Origin of the sequence: Polynucleobacter sp. CS-Odin-A6, assembly GCF_018882095.1 — a bacterium.
GTDB lineage: Bacteria > Pseudomonadota > Gammaproteobacteria > Burkholderiales > Burkholderiaceae > Polynucleobacter.
Genome location: NZ_JACVPD010000002.1, coordinates 86832 through 107691 on the forward strand (window position 1 = coordinate 86832; position 20860 = coordinate 107691).

General features: G+C 47.5%; 16 protein-coding genes and 1 pseudogene. 12 read left to right on the top strand and 5 right to left on the bottom strand.

Annotated features, from left to right (window positions below):
- The first annotated feature begins 2 nt into the window (after positions 1–2).
- From nadD to galE, 6 genes and pseudogenes are all read left to right on the top strand, one after another.
- Positions 3–692 (top strand): nicotinate (nicotinamide) nucleotide adenylyltransferase, encoded by a 690-nt coding sequence (nadD, locus tag ICN15_RS05095; protein ID WP_216201624.1) that lies wholly within the window; start codon positions 3–5, stop codon positions 690–692.
- 55 nt (positions 693–747) lie between these two features.
- A pseudogene (gene rsfS, locus ICN15_RS05100) lies at positions 748–1137 on the top strand (ribosome silencing factor); the annotation flags it as partial.
- 13 nt (positions 1138–1150) lie between these two features.
- Positions 1151–1594 carry a 23S rRNA (pseudouridine(1915)-N(3))-methyltransferase RlmH gene (rlmH, locus tag ICN15_RS05105; protein ID WP_216201626.1) on the top strand — a complete coding sequence of 148 codons (444 nt, stop codon included), beginning with the start codon at positions 1151–1153 and terminating at the stop codon, positions 1592–1594.
- Between the two features lie 7 nt (positions 1595–1601).
- Complete coding sequence (locus ICN15_RS05110; protein ID WP_216201627.1) at positions 1602–2225, top strand: nucleoside triphosphate pyrophosphatase; 624 nt, start codon at positions 1602–1604, stop codon at positions 2223–2225.
- Entirely contained in the window at positions 2222–3685 is a 1464-nt protein-coding gene (rng, locus tag ICN15_RS05115) for a ribonuclease G (protein WP_216201628.1), read from the top strand. The genes ICN15_RS05110 and rng overlap by 4 nt, the downstream gene beginning before the upstream one ends.
- A gap of 19 nt (positions 3686–3704) precedes the next feature.
- Entirely contained in the window at positions 3705–4706 is a 1002-nt protein-coding gene (galE, locus tag ICN15_RS05120) for a UDP-glucose 4-epimerase GalE (protein WP_216201629.1), read from the top strand.
- On the opposite strand, the gene msbA is transcribed toward galE, so the two are convergent.
- Positions 4703–6466 carry a lipid A export permease/ATP-binding protein MsbA gene (msbA, locus tag ICN15_RS05125; RefSeq protein ID WP_216201630.1) on the bottom strand — a complete coding sequence of 588 codons (1764 nt, stop codon included), beginning with the start codon at positions 6464–6466 and terminating at the stop codon, positions 4703–4705. The genes galE and msbA overlap by 4 nt on opposite strands.
- 10 nt (positions 6467–6476) lie before the next feature.
- On the opposite strand from msbA, the gene ICN15_RS05130 reads away from it, so the two are divergent.
- The 3 genes from ICN15_RS05130 to ICN15_RS05140 are packed head-to-tail and all read left to right on the top strand — an operon-like array spanning position 6477 to position 9207.
- Positions 6477–7238: a glycosyltransferase family 2 protein gene (locus ICN15_RS05130; RefSeq protein ID WP_216201631.1), complete on the top strand. Its 762-nt coding sequence runs from the start codon at positions 6477–6479 to the stop codon at positions 7236–7238.
- Positions 7235–8017, top strand: coding sequence for a glycosyltransferase family 2 protein (locus ICN15_RS05135; protein WP_216201632.1), 783 nt, complete (start codon positions 7235–7237; stop codon positions 8015–8017). The genes ICN15_RS05130 and ICN15_RS05135 overlap by 4 nt, the downstream gene beginning before the upstream one ends.
- Before the next feature lie 23 nt (positions 8018–8040).
- Positions 8041–9207, top strand: coding sequence for a glycosyltransferase family 9 protein (locus ICN15_RS05140; RefSeq protein WP_216201633.1), 1167 nt, complete (start codon positions 8041–8043; stop codon positions 9205–9207).
- 4 nt (positions 9208–9211) lie between these two features.
- Here ICN15_RS05140 and dnaE read toward each other — a convergent pair whose 3' ends face one another.
- A complete protein-coding gene (dnaE, locus tag ICN15_RS05145; RefSeq protein ID WP_216201634.1) occupies positions 9212–12838 on the bottom strand; it encodes a DNA polymerase III subunit alpha in 3627 nt (1208 codons plus the stop codon).
- 15 nt (positions 12839–12853) lie between these two features.
- Between dnaE and gluQRS the strand changes: the two genes are divergently transcribed.
- Entirely contained in the window at positions 12854–13819 is a 966-nt protein-coding gene (gene gluQRS, locus ICN15_RS05150) for a tRNA glutamyl-Q(34) synthetase GluQRS (protein WP_370625419.1), read from the top strand.
- Here the strand turns inward: gluQRS and ICN15_RS05155 are convergent.
- From ICN15_RS05155 to ICN15_RS05165, 3 genes are read right to left on the bottom strand one after another with little or no spacing between them, the layout of a single operon-like run.
- Positions 13806–15233 carry a DEAD/DEAH box helicase gene (locus ICN15_RS05155; RefSeq protein ID WP_216201635.1) on the bottom strand — a complete coding sequence of 476 codons (1428 nt, stop codon included), beginning with the start codon at positions 15231–15233 and terminating at the stop codon, positions 13806–13808. The two genes, gluQRS and ICN15_RS05155, sit on opposite strands and share 14 nt — an antisense overlap.
- Positions 15234–15239: 6 nt before the next feature.
- Positions 15240–15644, bottom strand: a complete 405-nt coding sequence (locus ICN15_RS05160; RefSeq protein ID WP_216202055.1) for a heme-binding protein — start codon at positions 15642–15644, stop codon at positions 15240–15242.
- A 60-nt stretch (positions 15645–15704) separates the two neighbouring features.
- Positions 15705–16889, bottom strand: a complete 1185-nt coding sequence (locus ICN15_RS05165; protein ID WP_216201636.1) for an alanine--glyoxylate aminotransferase family protein — start codon at positions 16887–16889, stop codon at positions 15705–15707.
- A 178-nt stretch (positions 16890–17067) separates the two neighbouring features.
- Between ICN15_RS05165 and ICN15_RS05170 the strand changes: the two genes are divergently transcribed.
- Together ICN15_RS05170 and ICN15_RS05175 are read left to right on the top strand one after the other, a co-directional pair.
- A complete protein-coding gene (locus ICN15_RS05170) occupies positions 17068–17751 on the top strand; it encodes a GntR family transcriptional regulator (protein ID WP_216201637.1) in 684 nt (227 codons plus the stop codon).
- The gene (locus tag ICN15_RS05175; RefSeq protein ID WP_216201638.1) at positions 17748–20840 is read left to right on the top strand and encodes an FAD-binding and (Fe-S)-binding domain-containing protein; all 3093 of its coding nucleotides are present in this window, start codon (positions 17748–17750) and stop codon (positions 20838–20840) included. Before ICN15_RS05170 ends, ICN15_RS05175 begins: the two co-directional genes overlap by 4 nt.
- Positions 20841–20860: the final 20 nt, after the last annotated feature.

Genomic DNA, 20860 nt, shown 5'->3' on the forward strand with positions numbered 1-20860 from the left:
ATTTGGACGCACCAAAAAAAATTGGTATTCTGGGCGGGACATTTGACCCTCCCCATCTAGGCCATCTCAAACTAGCAACGCATTTTTCCAAGCTATTGCATCTCGATGAATTACTACTCATCCCTAGCGGTGAGCCTTGGCAAAAAGACTCTAGCATTACCTCAGCCGAGATTCGCTTTCAGATGACTGAGGCAGCAGGCACTGACTTGGCCAGAGCATTTCTGTATCTCGAGATACCCACTCAAATTGGTATTGATCGCATCGAGATAGATCGTGCGGGCCCCAGCTACACACTTGATACTGTCAAAGCTCTCAGAGATCGTTTTGGACCTCAGGTCAGCCTGACTTGGCTCATGGGAGCCGATACTCTCTTCAATTTACCCACCTGGAACTCTTGGGATCAATTATTGAGTTACGTGAATTTCGCAGTAGCCAGCAGGCCGCAGCATGCACTTTCCATGGAAATGGGCGCTGAAATCAAGTCATTGCTCTCTCAGCATCAAACTATTGATGCTGGCGCCCTTGAAAAAAGCCTTTTTGGCCACATCTACATAGACAACAGCCTTGCTGTAGACCTTTCCTCAACCCACCTTCGAAACCAGCTTAAAAGCGTCTCTCGGAGCTCGATTGGGTCAGAGCAAATTCCTTCTCGCACTCTAGAAATTATTACAAACCTGGGTCTTTACAAGTAATCGGGCTAAGATCAACCCTATATAGAAAATATCTCAGAAAAAAATTAAAGAAACTATGGACTTATCAAAATTACAACGCGTCGTGATTAATGCACTTGAAGACGTCAAAGCGCAAGACATTCGTGTTTATGACACCACCAAGCTCAGTGAACTATTTGATCGCGTCATTATTGCAACCGGCACAAGCAATCGCCAGACGAGATCCTTAGCGATGTCTGTTAAAGAAGATGTCAACGCCAAAGGTGGTGAAGTGATTTCCGTTGAAGGATTAGAAACGGGTGAATGGGTACTCGTTGATTGTGGCGATATCGTAGTTCACATCTTGCAACCCGCATTGCGTGCCTACTATCAACTAGAAGGGATGTGGGGCGCTAAACCTGTGCGCGTGAAACTTGCTGCTGACAAAGGCTTAGTGAAAGCAAGCGAGTCTGAGGATGACGCAGAGTAATTCTTAAACGATGCGCTTAACGATTGTTTCTGTTGGTCACAAAATGCCAGAATGGGTTGCTACTGCAACGCAGGACTATCTGAAACGCATGCCAGCGGATTGCAGTATAGAAATTAAAGAAATTAAGCCAGACCTGACGCCAGCTAAAGAAGCAATCAAAATAGCGGCGGCTATTCCCAAAGGTTCACGCATCATTGCCCTGGATGAACGAGGTAAAGATCAAACCACTCAAACTCTAGCCACTCAACTAGCAAACTGGCGTCAAGAGGGCTTTGACATCACCTTTTTGATTGGTGGTGCTGATGGTCTGGATCCCAGTCTCAAGGAAAGTGCGCAAGCGATGTGGCGCCTCTCGAGCCTAACTCTGCCTCATGCGATGGCTAGAGTCCTGTTGATAGAGCAACTCTATCGGGCATGGACTATTTTGCAAGGCCACCCTTATCATCGCGAGTAATCAGGCTATGTTTTCTTATATTTACCTCGCTTCGCAAAGTCCAAGACGACAAGAATTACTCAAGCAAATGGGTGTGCAGTTCGAAATGCTAGTGGCGGCACCCGGCGAAGATACTGAAACTCTTGAAATGCCCCTTGCGAATGAAAAGGCGCATGATTACGTTCAGCGTGTGACTCTTGCTAAGGGTGCCATTGCCTTGGCGCGCTTGCAAAAAAGCGGCAAGCCTTGGGCACCTATTTTGTGCGCGGATACCACTGTGAGTCTTCCCAATACTCCAGGTGGTGAAATCCTCGGAAAACCCAATGATGCCGCTGATGCAACCCGTATCCTAGAAATGCTCAGCGGTAAAGTACATGAAGTATTAACCGCTGTCGTGTTGATGATTGATCCCGAAACCAAGCCCCTCTGCCTGGTGCAAGTATCTGAAGTGGAATTTGCACATCTCACGCCAGAGCAGATTGCTAACTACATTCAGAGTGGTGAGCCTTTCGGCAAGGCTGGTGCTTATGGTATTCAGGGGCTGGGTGGCACATTCATTCCCTCAATCAAGGGCAGCTATAGCGGTATCATGGGCTTACCCATTTACGAAGTCAGCCAATTATTCCATTTTGCTAAAGTTGCCCGCATATGAATGAAGAAATTCTGATCAACATTACCCCCCAAGAAACCCGGGTGGCATTAATTCAGCAAGGTGCGGTTCAAGAACTTCAAATTGAACGTACACGTCAACGAGGCATTGTTGGAAATATTTATCTAGCGAAAGTGGTCCGTGTGCTGCCTGGTATGCAATCCGCTTTTATTGAGATTGGTCTGGAACGCACCGCATTTATGCACGTTGCCGACATCACGCAAAATAACCCTCAAGCACAAATTGAAAAATTACTCTTTGAAGGTCAAAATGTTTTAGTACAAGTCCTTAAAGATCCGCTAGGCACAAAGGGTGCCCGTCTAACAACCCAGCTCAGCATTGCCGGTCGTAACTTGGTTTACTTGCCGCCAGCCGGAACTGATGAAGCTAGCGAGAAATATATTGGTGTATCCCAAAGAATTGATGATCCTGAAGAGCGTGAAGCCATCAAGATGCGTCTGGCAGGCCTCATGCCCGCTAATGAAAAAGGCGGAATCATTGTGCGCACCAGCGCGCAGGACGCCAGTGATACAGAGCTTGAGCATGATATGCATTACCTGCGTACCAACTGGGAAAGAATCCGGGAAGCGGTAAACCATCAGGCGGCACCAAGCCTGCTTTACCAAGATCTGAGCTTGGCTGAACGGGTCTTGCGCGATGTTGCCGGCGAAGAAACTACCAAAATTCGAGTGGACTCAGCCGAGAACTTTGAAAAACTCAAAGGATTTGCGGCACTTTACATGCCCAATCTCCTAGATAGACTCACCCTACATCGTGGTGAACGCGCCCTATTTGATTTATTTGATGTGGATGCTGAGATTAATAAGGCACTTGGCCGACGAGTCGACCTCAAATCCGGTGGCTACCTAATGATCGACCAGACAGAATCCATGACGACCATCGACGTGAACACCGGCAGCTATGTGGGTGCACGCAATCTGGATGACACGGTATATAAAACCAATCTTGAGGCCGCTCAGGCAATCGCCCGTCAATTACGGCTCCGCAATCTCGGCGGCATCATCATCATTGATTTTATTGATATGCTCAGTAAAGATCATCAAGAGGCTGTTCTTCATGAACTCAAGCGCAATTTAGAGCGTGATCATGCCCGAACTTCACTGAATGACTTTTCTTCATTGGGCTTAGTGGAAATGACGCGCAAGCGCACCCGGGAATCACTCGCGCATATCACTTGCGAGCCCTGTGCTACCTGCCAAGGCAAAGGTGAAATCAAAACAGCGCAAACGATTTGTTATGAGATCCTGAGAGAGATTGTGCGCGAGCACCGTCAATTCAATCCCCGCGAGTTTAGAATCGTAGCGTCCCCGGACGTGATTGACCTCTTCCTAGAAGAAGAAAATCAATTTTTAGCACAGTTAGGTGATTTTATTAATAAGCCCATCAAGCTCCAAGCTGAGGGCAGCTTCCGCCAAGAACAATACGATATTGTTTTAAGCTGATAGTTTCTACGAGGTTCATTTGAATATCTTACTCACAGGCGGCATGGGTTATATCGGTAGCCATACCGCTGTTCTCTTGGCAAATACCGGACATCAAGTTCATATCTACGACAACCTTTGTAATAGCAGCCCATCTACCTTAGAACGTATTCAGAAAATCACCTCGAAAGATATTGGGTTTACAGAGGGAGATGTTAGGGATACTGAAAAGCTTGCCGATGTATTGCGTAAAGAAAAGATTGGGGCAGTAATCCACCTAGCTGGATTGAAGGCCGTGGGTGAATCCTCTCAAAAGCCGATTGAATACTATGCAAATAATGTACAAGGAAGCATTAGTCTCATTCAGGCAATGCAATCTGCCGGGATTAACACCTTAGTCTTTAGTAGCAGTGCCACAGTATATGGAGATCCAATCTACCTACCCTATGATGAAGAACATCCTACTAAGCCGACCAATCCTTACGGCCGCAATAAGCTCCAGATAGAAGACATGCTCAGAGACCTAAGTGTGAGTGACAAAGAATGGAAGATCAGCTGCCTGCGTTACTTTAATCCTGTAGGCGCCCACGAATCTGGACATATTGGCGAGGATCCGAATGGCATTCCGAATAATTTGATGCCGGTGATTGGGCAGGTTGTGAATGGGATATTGCCATCACTAAATATTTTTGGAAATGATTACGACACACCTGACGGCACAGGAAAGCGAGATTATATTCATGTGATGGATTTAGCCGAAGGTCATCTCGCTGCGCTCGTCTGGCTTCAATCGAACCCTGGCTGTCACAATTTCAATTTAGGTAGTGGCGATAGTTATAGCGTTTTAGACCTTCTTTATCACTTCGAACAAGCTAGTGGTCTAAAAATTCCACATCAAGTGGTTGGGCGTCGGCCAGGTGATCTTCCAGAGTATTACGCCAAAGCCGATAAGGCAGAAAAATTGCTTGGGTGGAAAGCAAAAAAAACGCTCTCGGATATTTGCAGCAGCTCCTGGCTCTGGATTAAAAGCTCTAAAAATTAAGCATTCGAGAACTGTATGCGGTGTAGGTTGGCATATAAGCCATCCTTAGCAATCAACTCCTTATGTGAGCCACTCTCGATTACCTGACCGTGCTCCAACACTACAATGCGATCAGCATGCTCAATAGTTGATAAGCGATGGGCAATTACTAGAGTGGTTCTTCCTGCCATCAAATGCTCTAGAGCATCCTGAACTTGACGCTCTGATTCAGAATCTAAAGCTGAAGTAGCCTCATCTAAGATCAAAATAGGCGCATCCTTATAAATCGCTCTCGCAATCGCCAAACGCTGGCGCTGGCCACCCGATAAACGGTTGCCGTTATCGCCAATCTGCGTATCAATACCCTCAGGCAATTCTTTCATGAGGGCCGATAAGTTTGCAGCTTCGAGAGCCTCCAGCACTCGTCCACGATCTACATTTTCTGAATTTACAGCGCTATAAGCTACGTTCGCAGCAATACTGTCGTTGAACAAAATGACATCCTGGCTTACGAAGGCAATTTGCTTACGAACATCCTCAAGCACAATCTCTTCTAGCGGAATATCGTCCAGAAAAATTTGCCCGCTAGTAGGCTTAAAGAAACGGGGTAATAAATTAACCAGCGTAGACTTGCCGCCACCAGATGGACCCACAAAAGCGACGACCTCTCCGGGATTGATGCTGAAGTTCACACCACTGAGCGCATCTTTACGGCCAACCTCTTGCTGATAGGAAAAACCGACGTCCTCAAATCGTATCCCGCCTTTAGCCTTATTTAAGGACTTCATATTTTCTTTACGGGACTCATTTTCCTCAATAGGCTGATCCATTAGAGAGAAAATCATTTCTGCAGCAGTAAGACCGCGTTGTAAGGGCTGATTAATATCGGCTAAATGTTTAATGGGTGAAATGACTAATAACATGGCTGTAATAAAAGCAGCAAAACCACCCACCGTAGTTCCTTCAGAGGCTGATTGCATCAAAGCAATCACTAACACGATCGAAAGCGCCATCGAGGCAATGAGTTGGGTAATCGGCTGATTCAGCCCTCCAGCCACCGCAGATTTCAATGCAAATTGGCGAAGCCGATCGGCTTTATCCATAAAGCGACGCATCTCATACCCTTCAGCGCCATGGACCTTGACTATCTTGTAACCAGCAGCAGCTTCTTCAACAATGTAGGCAAGCTCGCTAGTTAAGCCTTGTTGTTCGCGATTGAGGCTCCGTAAACGTTTATTAATCTTACTCATGATGAAAGCGATGATTGGGAAAATTAACAGTACGACTAATGTCAATTGCCAATTCAAATAAATTAAGTAGCCAATCAAACCCACTACTGTTAGTGAATCTCTAACCAAACTAATTAACATCCCGCCCATAATAGAAAGAACATTATTCACCTCAAACACCACTGCATTAATTAAATTGGAAGCGGAGTTCTGCTGAAAGAAAGTTGTTTTTGCGTGCAAGAGTGTTTGAAACATCTGCTGACGCAGTTTCAACAACACGGCATTAATGACGCGCGTCAGCAAATAGCTGGAGAAAAATTGAGCCAAACTCCGAATAAGCGCCAGCCCAACCAAGAAAACAGGTACCTGCCACAACTTATTGTCGAGTTGTCCGGTAAATCCCTTATCTAGCAAAGGCTTCATTAAAGCTGGGATGGAGGTTTCAGCCCCAGCAACCAAGGCCATGGCCAAAAGGGAGCCAATAATCAAGCGAATATGGGGCTTGAGATACTGAATTAGGCGATTTAGTGCGGTACGGTCTTGAGCATTCATATAATGAATTATGCCCACCTTATCCGTCATACTCATCACCCGCAATGAAGAGGTCAATTTGGCCGATTGTTTGAGCTCCCTAGAGGGGATTGCCCAACAAATCGTGGTGGTGGACACCAATAGTACCGATAGCACCCTAGAAATCGCCCAGAACTATGGCGCTGTGATTGCCCAGCCCACGGATTGGCCCGGTTTTGGCATCCAAAAGAACCGTGCGCTAGACCTGGCGACGGGTGACTGGATCCTCTCTTTAGATGCCGATGAAAGACTCACCCCTGCTTTAAGAAGTGAGATTCTGACGGCAATCCATCATTCTGCTCAGGTGGACTGTTTTGCGATCCCACGTCTTTCTTGGTATTGCGGCCGCTTTATTCGCCACTCCGGATGGAGTCCAGATTATGTCGATCGATTATTTAAGCGGGGCACTGCGCGCTTCTCGGATGACTTAGTTCATGAGCGCCTGATCCCTAATGGTCAAGTGGCTAAACTCCAAAATCCCATGTTGCATTTCAGCTTCATGAATTTCTCCCAGGTCTTACAAAAGATAGATCGCTATTCCACTGCCTCAGCGGAACAAGCTTTTGCCAAAGGAAGAAGAAGCAACCCTCTCAAAGCAATTCTGCATGGTTTATGGGCATTCATCAGAACCTACTTCATTAGGGCTGGGTTCTTGGATGGTTACGAGGGTCTCGCATTAGCCCTCTCCAATGCGGAAGGTAGTTATTACCGATATATGAAAATTTGGCTCCTTCAAAATCAAGCAGAAAAATGAAGATCAGCGTGATTGTGGCAACTTACAACCGAATCGATGCACTCGATTTCGTTTTGCAATCCCTAGAAACTCAATCTGATTTGGATTTTGAAGTACTGATCGCTGACGATGGCTCAAAGTCTGACACTAAAGATTTTATTGATTCATTCAAGCTGAAATCTTCTCTTCAAATCAAGCACATTTGGCAGGAAGATCTCGGATTTCGCTTGGCACTAATCCGCAATCTCGCAAGCGCAGAAGCTTCCGGCGAATACCTCATATTTTTAGATGGCGATTGTATAGTTCAGCCTGACTTTGTAGCGCAACATCGTCAATTGGCGCAGAAGGGCTACTTCACGACTGGCAGTCGAGCTTTGCTCAATGAGGCATTAACAAAGGACGTTCTCTCATGGCCAGGCTGGGATTTCAAGAAATTTGCTAACCACTTATTAAGCCACCGTTTATCTGGGGGGGTTAATAAATACTGGCCACTCAAGATCAAGTTAGGAGATGGCTCGTGGCGTAACTACAAACAGTTTGTCTGGCGTCGTATTAAAGGCTGTAATCTGGCCTGCTGGAAAGCGGATGCATTCGCTATTGGTGGCTTTGATGACACGATGACAGGCTGGGGTCATGAAGATGCAGACTTTGTCTTTCGCTTACACAATAGCGGCTTGATTCGCAAATCAGGATCATGGTCTACTGAAGTACTCCATCTCTACCATCGAATGAATGACCAATCGAACGCTGTAGAAAATGCACGTCGCGTACGGGAAAAAATTCTAGCTAAGGCCAACTAAGCGGCTTAGCTTACATTCATTCTATGACTGCATTCTCCAAACTAAATCCCAAGAAAGTATTATTCATTGCCACTCGCCAAATTGGTGATGTGCTGGTCACCACGCCGCTCATATCAAAAGCCCGTGAACTTTGGCCAAATGCCGAATTTCATTTTCTAGGTTATCGGGGGAAGCTGGAAATGCTCAAGGGCAATCCCGATATTGCGCAGACGATAGAAACTTCAGATCGTCCTCGTCTTAAAGAATATCTCTCCTTATTTTTTCGACTCTTTCAGCGCTATGATTTAGCGGTGGTTACGCAGCCGAGCGATCGCGCCTATATTTATGGCTTAGTAGCTGCCCGTCAAAGAGTAGGTGTACTGGGCGGACATCCCCAAGGATTGACTGCTGAGGATAAAAACAAAAAAAGTAAAAGTGAGAAACAGAATGCGTGGAAAAAAGCAATTTGCTTGTCCACCGTTGATGTCGACTACTTTGCACAACATGTCATCACTGAAAAGCTACGTCTGTTAGAAGTTTTTTATCAATCCAAGCAGGCATTGTTTTCTGGGCCGATTTCGGTAACACCGCCTGCCGGCGACCCCATCACCCCCAGTATTGCCGCTCAACTTCACTCACCTTATGTAGTTGTGCATCCAGGGCCACTGACGGCCTATAAGCGCTGGCCTTTGAGTTATTGGCAGACGCTACTGACTTGGATGGTTAAGCAAGGCTGGCGGGTTGTCTTAAGCGCATCTCCAGCCAAACAAGATCTGCAACTGAACCAAGATATTCTCTCCTTACTTGATGAGGAAACCCTTAGCAAGGTGGTGAACACTGCTGGGCTTCTCACAATTCCTCAGGCAGGGACATTGATTCAAGGTGCACTAGCTTATGTGGGAGTAGATACCTCTATTACCCATCTTGCAGCGGCATGTAATACGCCAACCATTGCCTTGTTTGGTCCCACACCGCCAAGCAACTTCGGACCTTGGCCTAATGGCTTTATTGGGGAGCAGCCTTATCAATTGAGGGCTCGTACACAAACGGTTGGTAATGTGACCATTTTGCAAGGTCCTGGTGAATGCGTTCCCTGCCGTAAAGCCGGTTGCGAAGATCATGCAAGCAGTCGTAGTGAATGCTTAGAGCAACTGGAACCAATTCAGGTGATTGAGGCTTTGCAAAGCGCTACCCAGAAATCAACACGCTAAGGTATTAGTGGTACTGAACCTGAACGGTATTGGATTGTTTCGCAGCCAAAATTTGGTTGAGGCTATGCAAACAAGCATCATCAGGATAAATCCTGAGCTCTTCCGGGAACTGCATTAAGCAAGCACCGCCACTGGTAGTCACGGCAGCTGTCAACATTAAGCCTTTCATGCCCTCATTACCGCCTGGCATCGTGGCTGCTGCGGGACCCAGCTTTGGGTCTCGTACGCGGTTACTCATCAGGTAGGGGCCGATTTGGCTACGCAAAGACTTCAGATCCATTGCAGAATCAATACTCAGATGGAGATTGCGCGCAAAACGCATTCTTGCGCCAGTGATATCCATGACTCCTTCAGAGACGATGCGCACTCCACCAGAAAACTTATCTGGCATCACATTCACTTTCGCGACCAGCAATTCATCTTCTTTAAGCCAAGAACGATTGGGTTCGTAGACTTCGCTGTAAAGGGTTATCTCAATAGCAGCGGATCCATCGTCAATGGTGGCAATCATCATGCGGCCGCGCTGACCTGTCAGCATCCGAGCAGAAGTAATGATGCCGGCGATGAGTTGATCTTTACCCTCGGTCACCTTGGCCAATGGCTGACGAATGAAATGCGCCGTCTCATCACGATATGCATCGAACATATGCCCTGTAAGGCATAGACCTAAAGCATTTTTCTCATCCTGCAGACGCTTCTTCTCAGACCAGACTGGCTCGCGAACGAGCTCAGGCAGGTGGCGGTCATCTTCGCCCGCTACCTCAAATAAGCTGACTTGATTAATGGAGGCTTCCGCTTGCTCAGCCGCCTCGATTGCGCGAGCAAGAGAAGCGAGCAGGGTGGAACGAATGTCATATAGATTTCCACCTGCTGGAATTGAGTCTTTGTACAGGCTATCAAATGCACCGGCACGCATGAGGGCTTCAATGGCACGGCGGTTCACCTGTCTGCGATCGACGCGAGCACAAAAATCAAACAGATCCTTAAATGGCCCACCTGACTCACGCGCTTTGACAATGACTTCAATCGCCGCTTCACCAGTACCCCTGACAGCACCTAAACCATAACGAATATGGCTGATAGGTGCATCAGCAGCAGCATCAGGTGCGCGCAAGGGAGTAAATACATACACGCCTGTATTAATGTCTGGTGAAAATACCCGAATTTGATTTGCTAAACAATCGTCATACAGAATCTTCACCTTATCGGTGTCATCCATTGCGAGTGATAAGTTGGCTGCCATAAATTCAGCAGGGTAGTACGCCTTTAACCAAGCAGTTTGATAGGCTAAAAGCGCGTAAGCGGCGGCGTGAGATTTATTAAATCCGTACCCAGCAAAACGCTCCATTAAGTCATAAATCTCATTGGCCTTGCCTTCGGTAATACCCCCTGCTTTTGCGCCATCACTAAAGATCTTGCGATGCTGTGCCATTTCTTCTGGCTTTTTCTTACCCATCGCACGACGCAGCATATCGGCACCACCTAGTGAGTAACCACCGATCATCTGCGCCATCTGCATGACCTGCTCTTGATAAACCATGATGCCGTAGGTTTCTTGTAGCACAGGCTCAATGCGTGGATCTGGATACTCTACTTTTTGGCGACCATGCTTACGCTCAATAAAGTCCGGAATCAAATCCATTGGGCCGGGACGATATAGTGCGACTAGCGCAATGATGTCCTCAAAGCGATCTGGCTTAGCTTCACGTAGCATGCCTTGCATGCCGCGACTTTCTAACTGGAAGACGGCAACGGTATTGGCATTCTTTAAAACCTCGAACGCCTTTTCATCATCAAGTGCAATCTCACCGATATTCCAATCTTTTCGATCGGCGTGGAGTGTTTTAATCCACTTCTCCGCAGCGGCCAAAATAGTGAGGGTCGTTAAACCCAAGAAGTCGAATTTAACCAAGCCAATTGCTTCTACATCGTCTTTATCAAACTGACTAATGACTGAGCCACTCTCTTGATCTTTAGAATCTTTTGCTTCTTGGGTATAGAGGGGACAAAAATCCGTTAAGCGACCGGGAGCAATTAATACTCCACCAGCATGCATACCAACGTTACGGGTCATGCCCTCTAACTGCTGAGCTAAGGATAAAAGCTGGCGTACTTCATCTTCATTCTTCTCACGCTCGGCTAATTGCTTCTCTTCCTTCTTTGCCATTTCAATCGTCATGTATTGACCGGGCTTATTGGGGATTAACTTGGCAATGCCGTCAACGAAGTTATATCCCTGCTCAAGTACACGACCGACATCACGGATCGCTGCTCGTGCGGCCATCGTGCCAAAGGTAGCAATCTGACTCACTGCATCTTTACCGTACTTATCCTTCACATACTGAATGACGCGATCGCGCCCCTGCTGGCAAAAGTCAATATCGAAGTCGGGCATCGATACCCGCTCAGGATTTAAGAAGCGCTCGAAGAGTAAGTTGTAACGCAGGGGATCAAGATCCGTAATGCCGAGCGAGTAAGCCACTAAAGATCCCGCACCAGATCCACGACCGGGACCTACTGGTACGCCATTATTTTTTGCCCAGTTAATGAAATCCGCAACAATCAAGAAGTAACCTGGAAAACCCATTTGAGAAATCGTCTTCACCTCGAAGACGAGGCGCTCGTGATAACGCGCTGCTTCCTTGGCGCGCTCTTCTGAGTCGGGGAAATTACGCTCCATATGGCGCTTCAAACCGATTTCTGATTGCTGCAATAAATAATCGTCAAGCGAAATCCCTGGCGGAGTCGGGAAGTCCGGTAAGCGCGGCTGACCTAAGGTCAAGGAGAGATTGCAGCGTTTAGCGATTTCAACCGAATTAGCGAGGGCGACTGGTAGATCCGCAAAGCGCGTTTCCATCTCTGCCTGCGAAAGAAAATACTGTTCCTCATTAAATTTCTTGGTACGGCGAGGATTACCTAAGAGCTCACCCTCGGCAATACACACCCGCGCCTCATGGGCCGTGAAATCACTTCTCTGCATAAACTGCACAGGATGCGTGGCAACGATGGGTAGTTCCAATTGACTAGCGAGGTGGCAGGCTAATTGCAGCTGTTTTTCATCCTGAGGGTGGCCGCCACGCTGTACTTCAATAAAGAACGCATTGGGAAATAGTGTTGCCCATTGTTTAGCAGCACCTTTAGCTTGGTCTTCTTGGCCAGCCAAAAGCGCAGTTCCAACGTCACCCCAGCGTCCACCAGAGAGAGCAATTAAGCCATAGGCTAGCGTTCTTTTTAATTCTTTATCTTCTACTTTAGAAGCTGGCTCACTAAACCACCGGGGATTAATTTCAGCGCGACCACGCGACTGATTCTCTAAAGAGGCCTTACTCAATAACTGGCACAGATTGAGATAGCCAGAATGGTTTTGAACTAGCAACAACAAACGATAGGGTTGATCTGGGTCTTGAGCATTGCTAATCCAAACATCTGCCCCCGCAATTGGCTTAACTCCACTGGAGCGTGCAGCTGTATAAAAACGGACTAAACCAAATAAATTACTTAAATCCGTCAGCGCCAGAGCGCCCATGCCATCTTTTTCAGCAGCAGCTACCGCATCATCAATGCGAACGACCCCATCCGTAATTGAAAACTCGGAATGGACGCGCAGATGAACAAAATGGGGTGAAGCCATGAGATCATTTTAGCTGTGCCGAACTCCAAAAACCCCTTATCCCCAGCCGGCGGCTATCGCGGGCGATTTGCCCCCTCGCCCACCGGTCCGCTGCATCCGGGATCGCTGGTTGCAGCCCTCGGAAGCTGGTTGGATGCGCGCAAAAACCAGGGGAAATGGCTCCTCCGAATCGAGGACTTGGATACGCCGCGCTGTATCCCTGGGGTTGATCAAGAAATCATGCGCCAATTGCTTGCCTGCGGCCTCTCCTGGGACGAGGAGCCGACTTGGCAATCACAACAGCAGGAACGCTACCAAGAGGCTCTAGAGCGCTTAAGGGCCCTTCAGACTATCTATCCCTGCATCTGCTCCCGACAAAGTATTGCAAACACCCTAGAGGCCAGCGGCGTGACCACCGCACGCAACCAAGAAATCGTTTATCCAGCCACCTGCCGGCCAGCAACAATCCCGCTAAACGAAGTAATCACTCACCCTGCAACCGAATTAATAATTGAAGGATCATGGCGCTTAGCCCTTCCTCCAAATTGCTCCATTGATTTCGAGGATCTTGCCCTTGGAAAACAGCATCAAGACTTAAACCGAGAAGTGGGGGATTTTGTATTGCGTCGTCGAGATGGCTTATTTACCTACCAACTTGCCGTAGTGGTAGATGATGCTGAGCAAGGCATTACTCATGTAGTGCGGGGCAAAGATTTGCTCAGCAATACCGCGCGCCAAATTCATCTGCAAAAGATCTTGGGATATCCAACGCCGTCTTACTTGCATCTGCCTCTGGTGCTTGATGAGGATGGTGAAAAGCTCAGCAAACAAACTTTAGCAACAGCGATTCATACTGAAAACGAACAGCAAGCTCTAAATGAATTGCGTAAAGCAGCCAGCTATTTAGGATTAAGAAATCTACCAGATGGGAAAGCGGTTTCCATTGCTGAGTGGTTGTTAGCTGCCACTCAGGCTTGGGACAGGAAAATTATTTTTTCTTAGAGCCACCGAGCAAAGCACCAACCGCTGACTTTGCAGGAGTAATGCCTACTTTTTTCTCTACAGGATTGACTGAGTCTGAGGACTGAGGTGCAACACTAGGCTCATAAGGCTTGTAGAAAAACGGATCAGACACTTTTGGTGGCGCATCGGATCTTGATGAAGTCCTACTTGATGCTGAACTAGAGCTAGGGCTTGAACTGCCCTCAGGTAAAGGCTGGACATCTAACTTCCGCTTCATCAACTTTTCAATATCGTCGAGTAGGCGTTTTTCGCTAGCATCCACCAAGGCAATCGCATCTCCCTTACTGCCGGCACGACCTGTACGACCAATACGGTGAATAAAGTCTTCTGCGTTGTAGGGTAACTCATGATTAATCACGCAAGGCATTGATGGGATATCCAAACCTCGGGCAGCGACATCAGTAGCGACTAATGCTTCAATCGCGCCAGACTTAAATGCATCCAAGGTTAAGGTGCGCTCACCCTGACTCTTATCACCATGAATCGCGCCCGCTTTAATGCCGTCGCGCTCTAAGGCTCTCGCCAATTTTGCGCAGCCCAAGCGGCTATTAGTAAAAATAATGCACTGACGCGATAAGCCTTGACGCGTTCTTGCTTCAAGAACTTTCACAATCGCACGCTGTTTATCCGCACTCGCAACCAGATGCACCACTTGTTTGACGGTATCCGCTGCCGCATTTTGGCGAGCAACCTCGACAGTCACTGGAGTACGTAAATAGCTTTGGGCTAATTTTTTAATCTCTGGCGAGAACGTGGCTGAAAATAACAGTGTTTGTCTTTGCGCAGGAATCAAATCGATGATGCGCTGCAAGTCGGGTAAGAAACCCATATCCAGCATGCGATCCGCTTCATCTAATACCAAGATCTCTACCTGTGAAAGATTGGCCACTTTTGAACCAATGTGATCTAGCAAGCGTCCTGGGGTAGCAATCAAAATCTCTACGCCGTTGCGTAAGGTAGCGACCTGCTCTTTCATATCGACCCCGCCATACACCACGGCAGCACGTAAATCGGTATGTTTGGAATAACTCGCTGCATTCTCAGCAACCTGCACAGCTAACTCACGAGTCGGCGTTAATACTAAGGCGCGAATCGGATGACGGGCAGGTGATGCGCTGCTACTAGCGTGACGCAGAATCTGTTGAATAATTGGCAGAACAAAAGCGGCTGTCTTACCGGTACCGGTTTGTGCCGCACCCATCAAATCACTTCCCGCCAAAACATGTGGAATGGCTTGGGCTTGGATCGGAGTGGGTATGGTGTAGCCCTGCTCTGATACCGCTTTTTGAATCTTTGGATCTAAACCAAAATCAGCAAAGGTGATTGTTGCTGGAGATGCGCTTTCAGGTACAGCGCTAGTAGGGAGATTTATTTCAGGAACAGTATTTATCAAAGTAACTTACAGGATGGCCGCAATGCCGGCTTTAGCAGTTTCAGCATCCTCGGTCGATTTAACGCCGGAAACGCCGACTGCGCCGATGGTAAAACCATTTACCTCGATATTGACGCCACCTTCCAACATGCCCGAAATATGAGGGGCAGATAAAAAGGAGGTACGTCCGTTATTAATAATTTCTTCGTAAACCCGAGTCTCGCGCTTACCCATTGCAGCGGTACGTGCCTTTTCTTGAGCGATATAAGTGGAGACGGGAGCGCAACCATCACGACGGATTAAACCCAGTACATGTCCACCATCATCGCAAACAGCAATGGTTACCGCCAAATTATTCGCTGCAGCATGTTTATCCGCTGCATCCAAAATCTTTTGCACATCTACTTGGGTTAAATACGGTTTAGTTGCCAACATGATTTATCTCGCTGTCTCTGACGCTATTGATATATATAGTGAATTATAGGTGGACTCTCACTTTAAGTAGTCTTGAGCCGCAACCACGCCACTCGCCTTAGGTTGATAGCCCATGGCACTCAAACTCATTTCAGCCCCACTTAAAGCAGCCATCAGGCTCAATTCATTGCAGTCGCCTAGGTGCCCAATACGGAAAACCTTGCTTTTGAGCTTGCCCAAGCCGGTCCCAAGGGAAAGATTGAACTTTTCTAAAGCATGCTTGCGTAATGCATCCGCATCCATGCCCTCTGGAGCAACAATCGCAGTCAGGACTGGCGAGAAGGAATTGGGATCTACGCATTGGTTCTCAAGACCCCATGCGGCTACCGCACGGCGGCAAGCTTCTCCCAAACGCTGATGACGGGCAAAGATCGTCTCTAATCCCTCCGCCTGCATCATGTCGATAGCTTCATGCAAACCATACATTAGGTTGGTGCTCGGAGTAGTCGGCCAGTAACCGGTTTTATTCGATTCAAGGATTTCATCCCAAGCTAAATAGGCTTTTGGAATGGTGCTGCGCTTGCTTGCTTCGAGCGCTTTTTTAGACACCGCATTAAAACCAATGCCAGGAGGCAACATTAAGCCTTTTTGCGATCCGGATACCGTGACATCCACTCCCCAAGCATCATGGCAATAATCTGCTGAACCCACGCCAGATACGCTATCTACGAGCAACAAGGCTGGATGCTTAGCATCGTCCATCGCCTTACGAACCGCAGCAATATTGGAAGTTAAGCCACTAGAGGTTTCGTTATGCACTACGCAGACTGCTTTGATTTCATGCTGAGTGTCTTTACGTAAGCGCTCTTCGATCACATCAGCATCTACACCCCAACGCCAAGTATCTTTTCCTGCCTTACCAATCACCTCAGCCTCAATACCAATCTTTTTGGCTAAAGCCCACCACAAGTTTGCGAAATGACCGGTTTCATAAAAGAGCACCTTATCGCCGGGATTGAGTACGTTGACTAAAGCGCCCTCCCAAGAACCTGTTCCAGATGCGGAATAAATAATGACAGGCTGCTCCGTCTTGAAAATCTTTTTAATCCCGTTCAATACCTTCAGGCCAAACTCCCCAAACTCAGGACCACGATGGTCGATTGTTTGATAGCTGATCGCGCGCAAAATGCGTGATGGTACTGGGCTTGGGCCTGGAATATGTAAGAAATGGCGTCCTGAAAGGTGATTATCTAGTTTTAGCATGCGGAGTCTCGCTTCATTTTTGTTATTAATATTGCCTGTGAGTGTAAGGCAATTTTTTTAATTTACCATTTTGTATGCAAAATATTTCCTAAATAGGTAAAAAATAAGTGATTTATAGCGATTTTTAACACTATTCATCAGTTATAGTAAATATGTATACAAAATTTAGGCGCTCTACATGATCCTCACCGCACCAGCAAATAGTCAGAATTTGCATGAGGCCACCTTCCAGAAACTAAGATCTTTACTGGTAGAGGGCGTTATTCATCCTGGCAGCAAACTGAATGAACGCGAACTAGCCGAGCAGCTTCATGTGTCGCGCACACCCATTCGGGAGGCTATTCGCCGTTTAGCTGCAGATGGTCTAGTGGAACTCATTACCAATCGGGGCGCAATCGCCGTTCAACTCACCCGCGATGACATCATCCACACCTTTGATGTGATTGCTAACTTAGAGGGTTACTCGGGAGAGTTAGCAGCCCACAACATGAGTGCGCAAGCCCTGGCTGAATTAGAGGCGCTTCAATATGAAATGATGGCCTCTTATGCGCGTAGGGATTTATCAAACTACTACCGACTCAATCTGAAAATTCATCATGCCATTCATCAAGCAGCGAATAACCCAGTCCTAAGTCAGCTATTTACTCAAGTCAATGCCCGGATCGAAGCACTCCGCTTTCGCTCTAATCAAGATGGCGTCAAATGGGAAAAAGCCGTGGGTGAACATCAAGAAATGCTAGACGCATTGAAGGCCCGTGATAGCGCACGGATGCGGAAAGTCATGATGCAGCATGTGAGGAATAAGCGTGATGTCGTCATTCAACAAATTGACGCAGACTCCAAAGAGCAGGTGATGGCATGAACAAGCCACTTGACTTGCCACTTCCCGAATTGCTTGCCAATCAGGAATCGTTAGCTAAACGCCTCAGAAAAGAAACCTCCGGCGAGGTAATGACCGATATCGCCAGTCGCGGACGCTACGCAACAGATGCTTCTATTTATCAGGCGATGCCAATTGCCGTCTTAGTACCTAAAACTGCAGAAGACGTTGCGATTGCAATTCAGATTGCTGCTGATTTAAATGTCCCCATTCTGCCAAGGGGTGGCGGTACCAGCCAATGCGGTCAGACCACTGGCACAGCCCTCGTGATCGATAACTCGAAATACTTTCGCAAACTATTGCATGCAGATCCAGAGAAGGCGACAGCCATCGTAGAGCCTGGAATGGTTTTGGATCATCTCAATGCCACACTCAAGCCACATGGTCTTTGGTATCCAGTAGACGTCTCCACCGGTGGGCAAGCAACGATTGGTGGCATGGCCGGTAATAACTCCTGTGGCAGTCGTTCGATTGCGTACGGCAATATGGTGCATAACGTCTTCGGGATTGATGCCTGGCTCGCGAATGGACAAGTAGCCAGCTTTGGAAATTATGCCCATAGTTCTGGCGCTGCAAAACAGTTAGGAGATTTTGTTAAAGGCCTCGCCCAAAAACTCCAACCTGAAATCGAGGCACATTTTCCTAAAGTACTAAGGCGCGTTGCTGGTTATAACTTAGATCTATTTCACCCGCAAAGTGAACTTCCTTATACGCCAGATGGCAGCGTCAATTTAGCGCACCTCTTGGTAGGTAGTGAAGGCACTTTGGCTTACTTCAAATCACTTGAACTCAAGTTGGCGCCATTGCCGCAACACAAAGTGCTTGGGGTAGTGAACTTTTCTAGCTTCTTTAAGGCGATGGATAGCGCGCAGCACATCGTCAAGCTGGGACCTACCGCAGTGGAATTAGTGGATCGCACCATGATTGATTTAGCGCGCCACAACCTCAGCTTCAAGAAGACCATTGAAACTGCACTCATCGATGCCAGTGCTCAGACACCTGAAGCCATTTTGCTAGTGGAGTTTTCGGGAGAGTCGCATGCGCCTTTGCTAGAGAAACTACAGTCTTTGCAAATCCTGATGGGTGATTTAGGTATTCCCGGATCAGTAGTCGTAATGCCTGATGCCGGACTGCAAAAGAATTTATGGGAAGTGCGTAAAGCAGGCCTCAACATCATGATGAGTCTGAAGGGGGATGGCAAGCCAGTGAGCTTCATTGAAGACTGCGCAGTGCCATTAGAAAGTCTCGCTGAATATACCCAGGCACTCACGGAGGTATTTTCTAAATACGGCTCTCGTGGTACTTGGTATGCCCATGCATCAGTAGGGACTTTACATGTCCGGCCGATTTTGGATATGCGCCGCGACGGTGCCCAAAAAATGCGTGCGGTTGCTGAAGAAGCCTCTGCTCTCGTGCGGAAATACAAAGGCGCTTACAGCGGTGAGCATGGTGATGGACTTTGCCGTGGAGAGTGGATCTCTTGGCAGTTTGGACCCAAGATTACCGAAGCGCTTGGAGAGATCAAGCAGGTATTCGATCCTCAGGGATTATTTAATCCGGGCAAGATCGTGAATCCACCCAAAATGGATGATGCGAGTTACTTCCGCTACTCGCCGAGTTATAAAGTCATTCCGCTTCAGCCCGCTTTAGATTGGTCGGCCTGGAATGTACAAAATAATCCTATCACCGAGGAGACCAGTGCCCCAGGCACTGGCGGCGATCCTGCGATGGGTTTAGCAAAAGCAGTAGATATGTGTAATAACAATGGTCACTGTCGAAAGTTTGATGCAGAAGTGATGTGTCCTAGCTATCGCGTCACTCGTGATGAAAAACACCTTACCCGCGGACGCGCTAATACCTTGCGATTAGCACTCTCGAATCAATTAGATCTAAAAAACGATGGGGGGATTACATCCTCGCCAATGGGTAGTGATGCCATTAAAGAAGTAATGGAGCTTTGTGTCAGTTGTAAAGCCTGTCGCCGTGAATGTCCTACGGGCGTTGATATGGCCAAGATGAAAATTGAGTTTTTGTCAGCTTACAAGAAGCGGGTTGGACACACGATGCGTGATTTGGCAGTGGCTTATTTACCGAAGTACGCCCCCATCATCAGCAGTATTCCGGGACTTCCTGCATTACTTAATCTGCGCAATCAGATTGCACCGATTGCGAAGCTACAAGAATGGCTGATGGGAATTTCTGCAAAAAGAAGTCTGCCCATCTGGAAAGCCAACACATTCTGGAGTAAGCCCAGTGCGCTTGCGCCATATCAATTTACGCCAGCAGAACTCAGCAAAGCAGACGCGAATGGCAATCAAGGAGTGGTTCTCCTAGCAGATACTTTCAACGCCTATTTTGAAGATGAAAATATCAAAGCAGCTCTACTAGTGTTGAAAGCGGCTGGCTATCGAGTGCATATTCCTCAAAAGAGACAAGATCAACAGATCGCAAAGACAAACACTTGCTCCAGGGAATTCTGCTGTGGTCGCACTTATCTCGCAGCAGGTATGGTTGATCAGGCCAAAGCCAGCTTAGATGAATTAGTTAACCATCTCGCTCCTTTTGCAGAAAAAAATATTCCCATCATTGGTCTTGAGCCTTCTTGCTTATTCACCTTAAAGGATGAGGCGTTAGTGATGGGCCTTGGGGAGCGTGCGATTACCGTAAGCAAACAGGCGCAACTCTTAGAAGAGTTTTTAGCTAAAGAAGCAAAGGCAGGCCGACTCAATCTACCCCTTAAGCCAGCGTCGCGCCCAGTTCTGTTCCATGGCCACTGTCATCAAAAGGCGTTTGCTGCTGTGACACCGGCACTAGAGCTCTTAAAATTGATCCCTAATGCAGACCCCAAGCTGATTGAGTCTTCTTGCTGCGGCATGGCAGGTAGCTTTGGCTATGAAGCGGAGCACATTGAAGTGTCTAAGCAAATGGCCGAGTTAAGTCTCTTGCCTGCGATTCGTAAAGCGCCTGAGAGTTGGGTAGTTGCGGATGGAACCAGTTGTCGCCATCAGATTGCCGATGGAACACAAAGAGAAGCGGTACATATTGCCAAGATCTTGGCAGCGCATCTTTAAGTATTGAAATACCTAATAAA